The 15194-nt window shown below is 64.8% G+C and carries 14 protein-coding genes; 3 read left to right on the forward strand and 11 right to left on the reverse strand.

What is annotated here, in order from left to right:
* Window positions 1-267 precede the first annotated feature (267 nt).
* The 8 genes from SS05631_RS00435 to SS05631_RS00470 form a co-directional block, all read right to left on the reverse strand.
* The gene (locus tag SS05631_RS00435; protein ID WP_037420633.1) at window positions 268-738 is read right to left on the reverse strand and encodes an aminoacyl-tRNA deacylase; all 471 of its coding nucleotides are present in this window, start codon (window positions 736-738) and stop codon (window positions 268-270) included.
* 96 nt (window positions 739-834) lie between these two features.
* Window positions 835-1512, reverse strand: a complete 678-nt coding sequence (locus SS05631_RS00440) for an isoprenylcysteine carboxylmethyltransferase family protein (protein ID WP_037420629.1) — start codon at window positions 1510-1512, stop codon at window positions 835-837.
* Between the two features lie 328 nt (window positions 1513-1840).
* Window positions 1841-2269, reverse strand: coding sequence for a DUF1810 domain-containing protein (locus SS05631_RS00445; protein WP_037420838.1), 429 nt, complete (start codon window positions 2267-2269; stop codon window positions 1841-1843).
* Between the two features lie 43 nt (window positions 2270-2312).
* Entirely contained in the window at window positions 2313-3299 is a 987-nt protein-coding gene (locus SS05631_RS00450) for an aldo/keto reductase (RefSeq protein ID WP_037420627.1), read from the reverse strand.
* Between the two features lie 93 nt (window positions 3300-3392).
* Window positions 3393-3977 (reverse strand): YigZ family protein, encoded by a 585-nt coding sequence (locus SS05631_RS00455; RefSeq protein WP_037420624.1) that lies wholly within the window; start codon window positions 3975-3977, stop codon window positions 3393-3395.
* Window positions 3978-4232: 255 nt separating this feature from the next.
* Window positions 4233-7940 (reverse strand): trifunctional transcriptional regulator/proline dehydrogenase/L-glutamate gamma-semialdehyde dehydrogenase, encoded by a 3708-nt coding sequence (gene putA / locus SS05631_RS00460; protein ID WP_037420621.1) that lies wholly within the window; start codon window positions 7938-7940, stop codon window positions 4233-4235.
* Between the two features lie 160 nt (window positions 7941-8100).
* Window positions 8101-8430, reverse strand: a complete 330-nt coding sequence (locus tag SS05631_RS00465) for a YkgJ family cysteine cluster protein (protein WP_037420618.1) — start codon at window positions 8428-8430, stop codon at window positions 8101-8103.
* A gap of 50 nt (window positions 8431-8480) precedes the next feature.
* Entirely contained in the window at window positions 8481-9287 is an 807-nt protein-coding gene (locus SS05631_RS00470; protein ID WP_037420615.1) for a phosphodiesterase, read from the reverse strand.
* A gap of 188 nt (window positions 9288-9475) precedes the next feature.
* On the opposite strand from SS05631_RS00470, the gene SS05631_RS00475 reads away from it, so the two are divergent.
* Window positions 9476-10510 carry a proline racemase family protein gene (locus tag SS05631_RS00475; RefSeq protein ID WP_037420611.1) on the forward strand — a complete coding sequence of 345 codons (1035 nt, stop codon included), beginning with the start codon at window positions 9476-9478 and terminating at the stop codon, window positions 10508-10510.
* Between the two features lie 51 nt (window positions 10511-10561).
* On the opposite strand, the gene SS05631_RS00480 is transcribed toward SS05631_RS00475, so the two are convergent.
* The gene (locus SS05631_RS00480; protein ID WP_095677897.1) at window positions 10562-11119 is read right to left on the reverse strand and encodes a sel1 repeat family protein; all 558 of its coding nucleotides are present in this window, start codon (window positions 11117-11119) and stop codon (window positions 10562-10564) included.
* 179 nt (window positions 11120-11298) lie between these two features.
* On the opposite strand from SS05631_RS00480, the gene SS05631_RS00485 reads away from it, so the two are divergent.
* A complete protein-coding gene (locus tag SS05631_RS00485; protein WP_037420589.1) occupies window positions 11299-11919 on the forward strand; it encodes a FecR domain-containing protein in 621 nt (206 codons plus the stop codon).
* Between the two features lie 3 nt (window positions 11920-11922).
* Here the strand turns inward: SS05631_RS00485 and SS05631_RS00490 are convergent, their stop codons facing one another.
* Both SS05631_RS00490 and SS05631_RS00495 read right to left on the reverse strand, forming a co-directional pair.
* The gene (locus tag SS05631_RS00490; protein ID WP_037420587.1) at window positions 11923-13788 is read right to left on the reverse strand and encodes a CHASE2 domain-containing protein; all 1866 of its coding nucleotides are present in this window, start codon (window positions 13786-13788) and stop codon (window positions 11923-11925) included.
* A gap of 3 nt (window positions 13789-13791) precedes the next feature.
* Complete coding sequence (locus SS05631_RS00495; protein ID WP_037420586.1) at window positions 13792-14496, reverse strand: Crp/Fnr family transcriptional regulator; 705 nt, start codon at window positions 14494-14496, stop codon at window positions 13792-13794.
* A gap of 220 nt (window positions 14497-14716) precedes the next feature.
* Between SS05631_RS00495 and SS05631_RS00500 the strand changes: the two genes are divergently transcribed.
* Complete coding sequence (locus tag SS05631_RS00500) at window positions 14717-15154, forward strand: DoxX family protein (RefSeq protein ID WP_037420595.1); 438 nt, start codon at window positions 14717-14719, stop codon at window positions 15152-15154.
* Window positions 15155-15194 lie beyond the last annotated feature (40 nt).

Raw genomic sequence — 15194 nt, forward strand, 5'->3', positions numbered from 1 at the left:
TCTTCGATGAAGAATTAAATTGTGAAAACAATCATATAGCAGTTCGTTCCTCCTCGTCGGCATGGTCCTGAGCCTTCGCGGCACGAAGGCGACGGCAGATGCTCCAGTAGGCTGTGCTGACCGCGTCTCGCCAGCCATCCGCCAAGCTCAAGCTCTCGGGTTCAAGCGCCCTTTTTCACATCGTCAGAAGTCCACTCCGGAATTAGTTGCTTAGCTTGCGCGTAGACAACAGCGTAGCCCTGCGACGAAACGGGCCTGCTGCGCCGTTCAACCGGGATGGCTGAAACGGGCTACCTGAGCATCCCTCGTCAGGTTGCGGAAGCTGGTGCCGCTCATATGCACCAGGGTTCGGTGGTCGCCGCCCTCGAAATAGACGTCATTGGCCTTGTCGAGACTCTCGTCGAGGATGACCGGTACGCCATAGGCCGATCCGATGGGCGGCACGGCGCCGATCTCGCAATCGTTGAAGAGCGTGCTGACTTCTTCCTCCGAGGCGAGGCCGAGACGCCGGTTCATCACATCCTGCAACGTCGAGAGCTCGACCCGGTGCGTGGCCGGCACGACGGCAAGCACGTAGCCCATCTCGTGGTGTACGACCACGGATTTGGCCAGCCTGTTGCCCGGAACATGGGCGGCCTCGGCGGTTTGGCTGGTCGTTGCGGTCCGGTGGTGAGGGACAGTGTCGTAGTCGACACCCTCGGTCTCGATATAGTGCTGAAGTTTCCTGGCGATGGTCATCGTAGGCGTCCCTTCTGTTGAGCAGTGACGCAGGAATGATTTTATTCTGCTCTGATCGTCTGCGGAGTCAACGGCGAATGGACGCGGCGACGACCGTCACCACACCAACGGAACGAGCCGATAGCGCACCCGTTCCGCATAGGCGTCGTAGTCCGCAAGACCGGCGCGCAGCGCCTTTTCCTCGATGCCGATGCGGATGGCGAGGAGAGCCGCGAGTCCCAATGCGGCAAGCAGTCCCCACCAGGAGCCGAGCAGCAGCGACGTCCCGGCGACGAAAAGCAGGCTGCCGCTGTAGAGGGGATGGCGGACATAGCGATAGGGTCCGGTGGTGACGACCCGTTGTCCCCGCTCGCTCTGCACCTTGACTACCGGCGCCGCAAAACTGTTTTCGCGCATGACCCGGTAGCTGAAGCCGACCGACAGAACGACCAGCAGTGCGCCCGCCGCCTGCACCCAGGGCGGCACTGCCGACCATTCGAACCGGGCGGCATCGAGCGCCATGAAGGCGAAGGCGCCGAACAGGAACAGGACAAGCACGCAGATGAGCACCTTGTCGGCCCTCGGCTGGTCCTTCTGGATGGGTGCGGCCAATCGCTCCTTGAGCAGCGCCGGATCGTGCCAGGCAAGCAGGAACCCGGTGCCGAGCGAGAGTGCCAGCATGAGGGCGAGGTAGATCCATGCCGCCGTCCAGTCGAAGGTTCCGGCAGATACGAAGAGAACGACTCCCATGATGCCGAACCAGACGACGGTCTGAGTGATCAACCTGGCGACCATCGGTGAACTCCCTTGCAACATCCATGCTGCCCCGCCCGGTGTCCTCGAACTTAGCGGCGCAGTGGGGCACGTTTGCGGCAAGCGCGGGCGGCATTTTCGGCGCGTTCACGCGGTTGTGCACGGAACCGGCCTCAAAACGGCTCCGGCGGATTCCTACATGATTTCCGTCTGCAAACCGATTGTGAGGCCATGATGAGAAAGGAGGGCCGCGAGTGCATCGCTATATGATGAAGGAGCCGATGCTGATCATCGCCGGTGGGCGCCTGTGCCCTTCTGATCCTTCTCGTCACCCAGATCCCGGGCGCGTCGCCTTGATGTTGGCCGGTCTTCAGATACTTTCGAGAATTTCCATCGTTCGAGGGTCTCGGACGCCGCTGTAGTAGCGATCGAGCGCCCTTGCGAAGGCGCCGCCGGCCGGGTCGGCGGCCTCGAAGAGCGTCATCGACGAGCGGAACTTGAGATCGTCCGGCCGGCCGAAAATCTCCAGCGCGCTGCGCCCTGCTACCAGGTTCACCGCCTCCGTGCATTCGATGAGGCGCCGGCCCAGCAGCGGGTGCTTGAGATAGGCTCGCGCCTCATCGATATCCGCTATCGCGTAGCGCTGCGCCATCGAGGAATGGCCGAGGCCCTGAACCTGTGGAAAGATGAACCACATCCAATGGCTGCGCTTGGCGCCGACGCGGAGCTCCGCCAGCGCCGTTTCATAGACGCCTTGCTGTGCCGTGACGAAACGTTCGAGATTGAAGGCGTTGCTCATCGGCTTGCCTTGTGCCGCCGTCAGGCAGGCGCTGTCGCGGCCCCTACCATCGCTGATGAACATGGACCTTGATCAGCCGCTCGTAAAGTGCGGCGATTGCCTCCATGGCCGCTCCGTCGATCGGCGGAAGGGCGCTCGCCGCCGCGTTCGATTGCGCCTGGCCGGCATTGCGAGCGCCGGGGATGACGACGGAAACCGCTTCCTGCTCGAGGATCCAGCGGAGCGCGAACTGCGCCATCGGCACGCCGGCCGGCACGAAAGCACGCAGTTCCTCCACCGCCTCCAGCGCCGCCTCGAACGGCACGCCGGCAAAGGTCTCGCCGACATCGAAGGCTTCGCCATGGCGGTTGAAGTTGCGGTGGTCGTCCGCGGCGAACGCCGTGTCCCTGCCGATTTTGCCGGAAAGCAGCCCGGAGGCGAGAGGTACGCGCACGATGATGCCGACATTCTTCTTTCTTGCCTCGGCAAAGAACAGATCGTGCGGCCGCTGGCGGAAGATGTTGTAGATGATCTGCACCGTGGCGACGCCCGGATACTCGATCGCCTTCAGCGCCTCTTCGACCCTTTCGACCGAAACGCCGTAGTGGCGGATCTTGCCCTTAGCTTTGAGCTGGTCGAGTGCTTCAAAAAACTGCGGCCGGTAGTAGACGTCGGTCGGCGGGCAGTGGAGTTGCACGAGATCGAGCGTCTCGACGCCGAGATTCTCGAGGCTGCGGTCGATGAAGGGCTCGATATTGGCGCCCGTATAGCCGTCGGCGACATGCGGATTGAGCCGGCGGCCGGCCTTGGTGGCGACGAAGGGCTTCTCACCGCCGCGTTCCTTCAGCACCGCCGCGATGATCTTTTCCGAGCGCCCGTCGCCATAGACGTCGGCCGTGTCGATGAAGGTCACGCCACTATCGAGCGCCGCGTGCAGGGCGCGCTTGCCGTCCTCCTCGCTGACATCGCCCCAGGAGCCGCCGATCTGCCAGGCGCCGAAGCCAAGCTCCGAAATCGCCGCGCCCGTCCGTCCCAAAATTCTCGTCTTCATCTGCAGGTCTCCTCCATTATCCTGAAATCGCAGCGGCGCCGTGCGTGCTTATCGATCAATTGTATGATGATTGTGAGGCCGAGGAAAAGGCGTTCAGTCCTCGCTCGACAGGATAGCCCTGCCGCGGCTGAGATCGCTCACGAGTGCGCGTGTTGCGTCTGCCGCGTCCTTCGGCAGCCCGATCGCCAGCACCGCGCCCGTGTCGGTGAAGCTCTCGCTGGCGATCGAGACGCCGCGAGCGGCAAGCCGCGCCTTGATGAGGGCGAGATCGGCAAAATCGCAGGCGACCGTGGCCCGCAGCGTCTCGACCAACTCGACCTTTTCCGCGGTCCTGAGGCAGAGCGCGGCAGTGCCGCCATAGGCCCGGACCAGTCCGCCGCTGCCGAGGAGGATGCCGCCGAACCAGCGCGTGACGACGACTGCGACCCGGTCGAGCGACTGTCCGTCGATCGCCGCGAGAATTGGCTTACCTGCGGTGCCGCTCGGCTCGCCGTCATCATTGAAGCGATAGGTCTGGCCGATGCGCCAGGCCCAGCAATTGTGATTGGCGGTGGGGTCGGAATGGGCAGAGAGAAAGGCCTTTGCGGCCTGCTCGTCGTCGATCGGACCGGCGATCGCCAGAAAGCGGCTCTTCTTGATTTCCTGTGTCGAGGTCTCGATGCGCTGAAGGGTGAACATCCGCTGTTTCCGGTTTGGGAGCGGTCATAGCGGAATGGGGGCACTTCGTCATCTGTGATGAATTGCCTGCCGAGGCGCACCTAGCCCCTCCCCAACCCCTCCTCACACGGGGGAGGGGCTTGAGCCTCCGCTGCGGCCGACTGCCATGCCGGAACACTCTCGCCTGCTGCAACGACCAAACGCGGGCCTAAAGGGTGCGGCAGCTCAAGCCCCTCCGCCTTGTGGGCCCTTGTGGGGAGGGGTATGTCCAGAGTCTCAGCCGATCGCCATCAGGCTGGCATTGCCGCCGGCGGCGGCCGTGTTGATCGAGGTGGAAACCTCCTCGACCAGCCAGTTCAGGCAATAGGCGTCCGGATTGCGGCCGATTTCCTCGCCGGAAGCCGCCTGGACGAGCACGAGCGGACCGGGAAGCGCCGCAATTGCCTTGTTAACGTCGCGGATGCGTTCGGCGTCGCCCTCGACCAGCGCGCCGGCAAAGGGGCCGTCGGCGGCCCAGTCCTTCGACCAGGAGACGCGCAGCGCGACGCTGTGCGGCAGGTTCTTGAGCGAGGATTGCAGGCCGGAGGCGGCGTTGACGACGACGCTGTTGCCGGTCGCGAGCGCCGCGGCGAGCTGGTGATAGAGGCCGCTCTCGGTCGCGGGCACAAGGAGAACGCGGCCGCGCGGATGCAGCGCATAGAGATTGCGCTCGCCGACCGGGCCGGGGAGTTCCACATCGAGCCCCAAAGCCGAGTTGCTGCCGGCGTTGCGCGCTGCTTCCGCTTCCGCTGTGGCGCTCTTGCCGTCGAGCCACTTGGCGAAATCGAGCAGAACGGGATCGGTATGCACGGAGCTGTGCTGCGGCGGCACCGGGGCCGTCGTCACCAGCCGGCCGAGATAGAGCGGCCCGCCGGCCTTGGGGCCGGTGCCGGAAAGGCCGCGGCCGCCGAAGGGCTGCACGCCCACCACCGCGCCGATGATGTTGCGGTTGACATAGAGATTGCCGGCCTTGATGCGGCTCGTCACATGAGCGATCGTCTCGTCGAGGCGGGTGTGCAGGCCGAAGGTCAGTCCGTAGCCAGTGGCATTGATGTCGTCGATCAGCCGGTCGAGGTTGTCGCGGCGGTAGCGGATGACGTGCAGCACCGGCCCGAAAACCTCGCGCTGGAGATCGGAGAGCTTCTCCAGCTCGATGATCGTCGGCGGCACGAAGGTGCCCTTTTGCGTCTCGGCGGCGAGGCCGATCTGCTCCACCTTGCGGCCGAGCCCGCGCATCCGCTCGATGTGCTTGTCGATCGTCTCCTTCGCATCTGCCGTGATGACCGGACCGACATCGACGGAAAAGCGATCGGTGCGGCCGATGTTCAATTCGTGCAGCGCTCCCCTCAGCATGTTGAGGGTCCGGTCGGCGATATCCTCCTGCAGGCAGAGCACGCGCAGCGCCGAGCAGCGCTGTCCGGCGCTGTCGAAGGCCGAGGCGATGACGTCGCCGACGACCTGTTCGGCAAGCGCCGAGGAATCGACGATCATCGCGTTCTGGCCGCCGGTCTCGGCAATCAGCGGGATTGGCCGGCCGGAGGGCGAAAGCCGATCGGCGAGCTCAGCCTGGATGAGCCGCGCGACCTCCGTCGAACCGGTGAACATCACGCCCGCAGTCTCGGGCGCTGCGACCAGCGCGGCGCCGACTCGGCCGTCGCCCGGAAGGAACTGCAGCGCGCTTGCCGGCACGCCGGCCTCATGCAGAAGGCGCACGCCCTCGGCGGCGATCAGGGGCGTTTCCTCCGCCGGCTTGGCGAGCACCGGGTTGCCGGCGACAAGGGCTGCAGCAACCTGGCCGGTGAAGATGGCCAGCGGGAAGTTCCACGGGCTGATGCAGACGACGGGGCCGAGCGCCCTATGGCCGCGACCGAGGGTGCGGCGCGTCTGCTCGGCGTAATAGCGCAGGAAATCGATCGCCTCGCGCACCTCGGCAATGGCATTCAGCACCGACTTGCCCGCCTCGCGCATGATCAGCCCGAGAAGCGTCGGCATGCGTGCCTGCATCAGGTCGGCGGCGCGCTCGAGGCAGGCGGCCCGTTCCGCCGGCGGAACGGCAGCCCAATTCGAGGCCGCATCGGCGGCTAGGCGAGCGGCCCGTCTTGCACCCTCCTCCGACGTCTCTGTGACCGAGCCGACGCGGTCGCGATGGTCGCCCGGATTGACGACCGGCCGGGTTTCGCCGCCCGCCGCGCCGGTCGCGAGTTGCGGCACCGCCGTCCAGGCGATCGCGGCGCTCGCCTTCAGCGTCTCCGTCAGGGAGGCGAGCGTCGCTTCGTTGGAAAGATCGAGGCCGGCCGAATTGGGGCGTGCAGCGCCGAAGAGCTCGGCCGGCAGCGCGATCTTCTCGTGCTTTGCGCCGACCACCGGCATGGCGCGGACGATCTCCACGGGATCGGCGACCAACTCGTCGATCGAGACCATCGGATCGGCGATGCGATGCACGAAGGAGGAGTTGGCACCGTTCTCGAGCAGGCGGCGCACGAGATAGGCAAGCAGCGTTTCGTGCGTGCCGACCGGCGCATAGATGCGGCAGGGCCGGCCGAGATTCTCCCGGCCCACCACTTCCTCATAGAGCGGCTCGCCCATGCCGTGCAGGCACTGGAATTCGTATCTGCCGACGTGAAAGTCCTTGCCGGCCAGGTGGTAGATGGCGGCGAGCGTCTGGGCGTTGTGGGTGGCGAACTGCGGGAATACCAGCTCGGTCGCCGAAAGCAGCTTGCGGGCGCAGGCAATGTAGGAGACGTCGGTGTGAATTTTGCGGGTGAAGACCGGGAAATCTTCGAGCCCGTCGAGTTGCGCCCGCTTGATCTCGGCGTCCCAATAGGCGCCCTTGACGAGTCTGACCATGATGCGCCGGCCGGCGCGCCGCGCCAGGTCGATGATGAAGTCGAGCACGAAGGGGCAACGCTTGCCATAGGCCTGCACGACGAAGCCCATGCCGTTCCAGTCGGCGAGATCGGCGTCGAGGCAGAGCTCTTCCAGAAGGTCGAGCGAGAGTTCCAGCCGGTCGGCCTCTTCGGCGTCGATGTTGAAGCCGATATCGTATCTCTTGGCGAGGGTCGCGAGCGACTTCACCTTCGGCAGCAATTCTTCCGTCACCCTCAACGCCTGCGCCCGCGTATAGCGCGGATGGAGCGCGGAGAGCTTGATCGAGATGCCGGGACCTTCATAGATGCCCCGTCCGGCCGAAGCCTTGCCGATCGCGTGGATGGCGTTCTCATAGTCCTTGTAGTAGCGCTTCGCGTCCGCGGCGGTCGTCGCCGCTTCGCCAAGCATGTCGTAGGAATAGCGGAAGCCCTTCTGTTCGAGCGCGCGGGAGCGTCGCAGCGCCTCGTCGATCGTCTCGCCGGTCACGAATTGCTCGCCCATCATTCGCATCGCCATGTCGACGCCACGGCGGATCACCGGTTCGCCGCAGCGGGAGATCAGTCGCGTCAGCGCCGCGGCAAGGCTGCGGTCGTTGACCGTCGACGTCAGCTTGCCGGTGACGACCAGGCCCCAGGTGGCGGCGTTGACGAAGAGCGATCGGCCGCCGCCGAGATGCGATTTCCAGTCGCCATCGGAGATTTTGTCGCGGATCAGCGCGTCGCGCGTCGCCGTGTCGGGAATGCGGAGAAGGGCCTCGGCAAGGCACATCAGCGCCACGCCCTCCTGGCTCGAAAGCGAGTATTCCTGCACCAGCCCCTCGACCCCCGAACCCTTGTGCTTGGCGCGCAGTGCCTCGACCAGCTTGCGAGCGGTCCGTGCGGCGGCGTCCCGCATTTCCCGAGGCAGTGTTGCGGCCTCGACGAGCGGCGGCAGGCACTCCGTCTCAGGCCGGCGATAGGCGGCCGTGATCGCCTGACGCAGCGTGCTCTGGGTCCGGATCGGCGGCGCGAAGTCCGCAAACGGCGCCGGGTCGGCGTCGGTCGTAACGGTTGGTTTCTGAAGTCGGGTCTGGCTCATCGAACGCGATCCTCCACGCGGGAATTCGTGGCCGAACAATACGCTTTATGGTGCCGAACCTCCATCCGGCAAATTCGCCATCTCCCAGGATGTTTCGCTATACATATCACCAAGGTAGTGAAATGTACGGATCAGGAAGAATAGTCCAGACGATTCCACATCAAGCCGCGGCGCCGAAAAGCCGTTGTCGGGCCATCAGGCATTCGTCGTCTCCGGGCATGCAGGTCCGGCAGACGATCGGTCGCACCGGATAGACCTTGCAGGCGACAGATTTGCCGAGCGTGCCCTCGAGCGCCGTGCAGCGCTCGTTCTCGCAGCGCATGCCGCCAAGGTCGGCGGCGACGTGGTCCGCCGGTATTCGTTCCAGTTCCTCGTCCGTCTCCAGCGAGAAACGCGGCCATTCGGCCGAATAGGCGCAACAGGCGCCGCAGCTCTGGCAATCGAACTCGTGACTGGCGAAGTCGCGGCTGGCGGAAAGGGAGAGGGTCATGGCGCCAGCCTATCACGAAGCCGGTGGCGTCGGAACTGGCCAAGCGGGTCTCACGCCACCGCCGCGTCGCGCTTTGCGATCTCGTAGTCTTCGGTATGCACCAGCACGCCATCGGCGGTGACCACCGCGATGCCGTAGGCCGCCGGCTCATCGACGGAAAGCGATGCATCCGCGATGTCGAAGGGCATCGGCTGCTGGTGGACCGGGCTCTTGAAGATCGAGAAGGGAATGCCGCGGCTGGAGCCGCTGATGGTGCGATGCACATGTCCGGCAAAGATGTGGCGTACATTGCCGTGCCGTTTCACGAGCCCGTAGAATTGCTCCTCGTTGATCAGCCGGATCATGTCGATGCCCGCAAATCCGCTGGCATGCGGCGGGTGGTGCATGAAGATGAGGACCGGCCGGTCGTCGGCGCTGCCGAGCTGCCGGTCGAGCCAGTTGAGGCGCCTCTCGCAGAGTTGGCCGGCATGGCTCATCGGATAGTCGTAAGGCGGTGCAAACAGCGTGTCGAGCAACACAGCCCGGCAATCGGGAAAATCGATCACCTGCTGCACGAAGCCGTTCTCGTCTCTCGCGGCCTCCCGGAACACTTCCAGGAAAACTTCGCGCCGATCATGATTGCCGAGCATCACGGCCGCGGGCGGGATCAACTCGAAAAGCAGATCCTTCAACCGTTCATAGGAGGCACGGTCCGCCTGGTGCGTGAGGTCGCCGGCAAAAATCACCCGGTCGGCATCGGCATGGTAGCGATTGACATGGTCGATGCCGTTGGCGAGCCGCCGATAGGGGTCGATCCCAATGATCGTCGTGCCGTCGGGAACCATGTGAAGATCGGTGAAGATGATGAACTTTGTCATGAGGGGGCGTCGCAATACTGATCTGACGGCACGCTCCTCCCCTTGGCTCCGCCGGTCAAGCGGCATCTTTGGGTGGATCGATCAGGCACGCTTGCGACTGGGCCGGCAGGCAGTCTCTTGCGGCTCGATGGCGAACGCGCTATGGGTTGCTGACGCTGATATATCAGTCGATATCCGGAGAGACGGTCATGAGATGGAAGCGCACGATCCAGTTGCTGGACGTCCATTGCGAGGGTGAGATCGGCAAGGTGGCGATCGGCGGCGTGCCGAAGATCCCAGGCAATTCTATCGCCGAGCAGCTGAACCACATCAACACGGTGGATGACAGCCTGCGCCGGTTCCTCTGCCTCGAGCCGCGCTCCGGATCGATTGGCTCGGTCAACCTGCTGCTGCCGCCGACGCGGCCGGGGGCCGATGCCGGCTTCATCATCCTGCAGGCCGACCAGGCGCATGCGATGTCCGGCTCCAATTCGATCTGCGTGACGACGGCGCTGCTCGAATCCGGCATGATCGAGATGAAGGAGCCGGAAACCGTGGTGATGCTCGACACCGCCGCGGGTCTCGTGAAGGCGACGGCCAGCTGCCGCGACGGCCGTTGTGAGCGGGTGAAGCTCACCATGGTTCCGTCGTTCGTCCAGGAGCTGGATGTCGAGCTGGACACGCCGGAATGGGGCCGCATCAAGCTCGATCTCTGCTTCGGCGGCGTGTTTTACGCTCTGGTTGACGTCCGCCAGATCGGCACGACGATCGAAAAGGCGAATGCCCGCCGGATCGTCGAGGCAGGCATGGCACTGAAGGCCATCATCAATCGCACCATACCGGTGGTGCACCCGGTAATCCCCGAGATCAGCGGCGTTGCCTATGTGATGTTCCGCGACACGGAGGAAGACGGCGCCGTCAGAACCTGCACCACCATGTGGCCCGGCCGTGTCGATCGCTCGCCCTGCGGCACCGGCAGCTCGGCAAATCTTGCGACGCTCCATGCGCGCGGCAGGGTCAAGCCGGGCGACGCCCTGAAATCGCGCTCGATCATAGGATCGGAATTCGAGGTCGGCCTCGAAGCCGAGACGACGGTCGCCGGGCGGAAGGCGATCATTCCGACCATATCCGGCCGCGGCTGGACCTTCGGCTTGCATCAGCTGGCGCTCGATCCGTTCGATCCGCTCGCCGATGGTTTTGCGCTGACCGATACCTGGGGGCCCCAGGCGGGCGAGATCCGCTAGCTCTAAGCACACGAGGTGCCGGCTTCGGTGGATTTCGCGTAGCCAGCGTCCTCACTGGAGATCGTTCGTCTTCGCCCGCTCCAGCCAATGCGCCGCAAGGACGCCGTCGACCCGCGTGCCGACACCATCCCGATAGGCGGCGGCGAGATACTGGGCGGCGGCGCGATTGCCCTCGGAGGCGGCGCGCTGATAGAGCTCGAAGGCCGCTTCCGGCTCGCCGCGCTCCGCCAGCCGGGTGCCGTAGACAGCCATCGCCAGCGCATGGCCGTTTTGCGCCGCCTCGCCGAGAATACGAAGCGACTTTAGCCTTTCGCCGGCGCGTTCGAGCACGCGGGCAAGCTGAAACTGCGTCCGCGCGCCGCCATTCTGGTTATAGGCTTCGCGGCAGGCCGACAGTGCGACGCCGATGCGGATATCCTGCGTCGCGACAGCCGGAAAGGCCCTGTTGCGCTCGAGATCGAGTTCGCTGCCGGCCTCCCGATCGCATTGCTCGGCGGCAGTGAGCTCGGCGGCGCGAGCCGCGGGCGTGGCGGCGATGGACAGAAGCATCGCCGTTGCAATGAGCGGGCCGCTCGCGATGCGAATGGTCGGTTTGATCCGGGTCTTCATGATACTCTCCGTTCTCCGGCCATAATCGTAGAACGGTTGTGACCCGGTGCCTGTTCCGAGCGAAACAGCCAGGGTCTTGGCACGCCTTCGAAGCGAGACGTCTTGCATCCTCCATGCCTCGGTCTATCCTCGAACGAAGGCTCGAACAGGGAGGGCTGCAGACGCAGCGGGAGAAGCCGATGCCTGAGCCACGGATAAGAAGAAGGGCGGTGCTTGGCGGCTTGCTCGCGGCGGTTATCGGCGGCCGCAGGGCTGCGGCGGCGAACGGTGCAGTCGTTGGCAAGGCGCAGAAAATCCGCGGCAATGTTCGCCGCCGGCAGGGTGAGGCGGATGAGCGGCTTGCCGCAGGCGGCGCCGTTCTCGACCGTGACTATGTCACGACCAGCACCAACAGCTTTGCCGATCTCGCGCTGAGCGAGACCCGAATCTTACTGGGACCCCAAACGGAGCTGCTGATCGACAGCTTCATTGCCGGCGAAGGTGGCACGCTCGAGCTCGGCCTCGGCCGCATGGTTTTTGACCGGCCACAAGGGCTGCCGAAGGCCGACGTCGCGGTCCGCACCGCCTTCGGAATGATCGGCGTTCGCGGCACGAAGTTCTTCTGCGGGCCCAGCCGGGCGGCTGCCTTCGCTGTTTTTGTCGAGCACGGTGCCGTCAGCGTCGAAGGCGCCGGCGTCGCGCGGACGCTGACTGCCGGCGAGGGCGTGGATTTCGACCGGCCGGGCGCAGCGCCAGGTGCGGTGACGCGATGGGGGCAGGCGCGCATCCGCGAGGCCTATGCGAGCGTGGGTTTAAGGTAGCGGCTACTGCCATTCGGCGTCCACGACGGTGAACAATTCCATCGATCCGAAACTGCGGATTTCGTGCCTGCCGAGCGGCCGAAGCGCAACGTTGCACTCGGCGGCGGCTGCCGGGCCGATGCAGATCGCCGTCCCGAGGAACTTGTTCGCCTCCTGGAGACGCGCCGCGAGGCTCACCGCGTCGCCGTGGGCGGTATAATCGAGCTTGCCGCCGGCACCGACCTCTCCAAGCACCGCCGGTCCGGTCTCGATGCCGATCCGGGTCCTGCCGAAACCATGCTTGGCAAATTGCGGTCGCTGCCGCATTTCTTCCGTCAAGGCGTGAACGGCGATGGCGCATTGGATGGCCTTGTCGACATGGTCGGCGAGATCCTCCGGCGCGTTGAAAAGCGAATGGACCGCATCGCCGACCACTTTGTCGACCATGCCGCCATGGCGGGCAACGAGCGCGTTCACCTCCGCGAAATAGACGTCGAGCAAGGCCACCAGCTCGCGTGGCCCTAGCTTTTGGGACAGCGTCGAGAAGCCTTCGATATCGGTGAAGAGAGCGGTCACCGGTCGCTCTTCGCCCGTCGCACCGCTGCGGTCCGGATCGTCTATGTAGCGCGCCACCACCGACTGCGGCAGATATTGCGAGAATTTCTGCCGGGCGATCGCTTCGGCTCGGCGCACCCGGGCGAGCTGCAGCGCGCTCGTCACGATGAGGATTGCCACCAGCGCGACCGAGATGCCGACGGCGTCGAAGAGCCAGCCGGTCGTGCCATAGATCGCCCCGGCAAAGGCACTGACGGAAAGCACGGCCGCGGCGCCGAGTGTCAGGGTCGTCAAAGGACGGAGCTTCGTTGCGCCATAGGCGGCAACGACACCGGCGGCGAGACCGAACAGCGCTTCGATCAGCGGCAGGTCGCCACCGCGGTAGGGCACGAAGCCCGTCACCACCGCATTGGCGATGTCGGCATGGATCTGCACGGAGGGCTCAAGCGGCATCGAGGCGGTCGGCCTCAGTCCGCCGAGGCTCGGCATGCTGCTGCCGAGAAAGACGAGCTTACCGGCGATACGGCCCGTGTCGAACCTGCCTGCGATGATGTCGGCGGCCGAGACCGTCCGGGCAGCGATTTCCGCCTGCGAACTCGCCACAAAACGAAGGTTGCCGTCCGCATCGAGGGGAATGATGGCATGGTCGAGTCTCAGCCAGGCGGGTTCTCCGCCGAGCACCGGCGTGCTGCTTGCCGCGCCGAGCCGGCCCGCTTCGATGCCGAGCGCCGGAAAGGCTTGGTTGTCGAGAATGGCGTAGGCCTGCGCGCGCCGGACCCGGGCATCCTTGTCTCCCACCAGGAAGGCCGCCGTCGCCCCCTTCGACCGGTCCATGAACATCGCGCAGGCGGTCTCTGCGCCCGGTATGAACCACTCATCGGGGACCGCGAGCTGGCGCCGCAAGGCGAGCGGTGGAACGGGCCGGGGGTGCTCAAGAGTGCGGTCGGCTGCGAGAAAACCAAGGACGACCGGCGCTTCGCCGATCGCCGAGGCGAGCGCGACGTTGGCCGGCGAGGCCGGATCGCAGTCGGAACTGAAGACGAAGTCGACGGCGATCGCCTTGGCGCCGGCGGCTGCCAGGCGCGATATCAGTTCGGCGGTCGCACCTCTGTCCCAGCTTTCCGACCGCGCCTCGAAGGCCGTCTGATCGATGTCGACCACGGTGATATCTGCCGAGCGCGGCGAGGGGACCCACTGGGTGAGATTGTCGAAGAAGAGTTCACGCGGCGTGCGGAACGCCGCCTCGGCATGGAGGTAGAGAACAAGCGCCGCGACCAGACTCGCAACGACCCCGCCGGCAAACGGGCTGAAGCGGCGATGCGGCCATGGCGTCAGCGCCTAGTCCTCCGGTGGATCTGCTATCATCAGCAGGCGCCCCACATTACACGAGACGATGCCGTCCGTCCGCTTGAGAGCGCCGTTTTCCTCGAGCGAGAGAATGGCACGGTTCACCTTCGGCCGGCTCGCACCGAGAATGGCGGCGATGTCGGTCTGGCTCAGCGTCAGGCGCAGATTTGCACTTTCCGGCAGTTCGTTGCCGTGGATCTGCCGAAGCGTCGCCAGGAAGAAGCGCGCGACCCGGGCGTGGAGATCGTAGAGCGCGATCGTCTCCAGCCGGTCGGTCGTGTCGCGCAGCTGCGCGCAAAGGAAGCGGATGACCGCCTCGGCGATCCTCGGCTTCTGGGTGATCAGATCGAGAAAGGCCTTCTTGCCGATCACATAGCCTTCGGCGGCGGTGACCGCGGTCGCATCGGCCGAGCGCGGCTGATCGTCGAGCACCGCCATTTCGCCGAACAGCGCTCCCGCCTCGTGCTGGCGCAGCATCAGCTCGCGGCCTTGCGGGGTGAACAGCGAAAGCTTGATGCGCCCGGAAACCACGACAATCATGTAGTTGCCTTCGTCGCCGCGCTGGAAGATGACCGTGCCCGCGGGCCACCTGCGGTAACTGGCGATGTCGGCGAGTTCGCAGAGCGTTTCCTTGTCGAACTCTTCGAAAATCGGAAAGGACCGCCAGAAGGCGGGACTCCGGTTAATTTCGGTCATGAGACTTCCCCTGCGTGCCCTACGCGCCGGAGATTCTTCACACAGTCGCGGCCGTTGCAACATAAAAAGCATTGGGCGGACAGTGCATCGGGAGAAATGTTGACGAAATCACGAGATCGTCTCGAAATTGTGAACGATGTGTTTCTGCCATGGCGGCTGGTCGATTCGCAAAATGCTGATATTCCTGCTGCAAATCAGTTTTGAACAGGAGCCTTTGCGCATGCCTCAGAATGTCATCGTCCTCGTCGGGCGCGTTCTTCTCTCGATCATCTTCCTCGTCTCCGGCTTCGGCAAGCTCGCCGATCCGGCAGGCACCGCCGGCATGATCACCAATGCCGGATGGCCGGCGGCAACGGCGCTTGCCTATCTCGCCGGTCTTTTCGAACTGGTCGCGGGTCTTGCCGTTCTGGTTGGCTTCCAGACGCGCATCGCTTCCTATCTGCTCGCCGCCTTCTGCCTCGTGACGGCCTTCGTCTTCCACAGCGGCCCGATCAACGTTCCGGATTTCCCGGAAGCGGCAAACGGGCTTCTCTCCATGTTCAACCAGATCATGATGATGAAGAACATCACCATTGCCGGCGCCTTCCTGGTGCTTGCCGGCTTCGGCCCTGGAGCGCTCTCCGTTGACGCCCGCGTCGGCAAGGTGGTCGCCGCTTAGGCCTCCGGTTCCTCGCCTGGAAAAGAAGAACCCGCCGGCT

Source organism: Sinorhizobium sp. CCBAU 05631 (assembly GCF_002288505.1).
GTDB classification, from domain to species: domain Bacteria; phylum Pseudomonadota; class Alphaproteobacteria; order Rhizobiales; family Rhizobiaceae; genus Sinorhizobium; species Sinorhizobium fredii_C.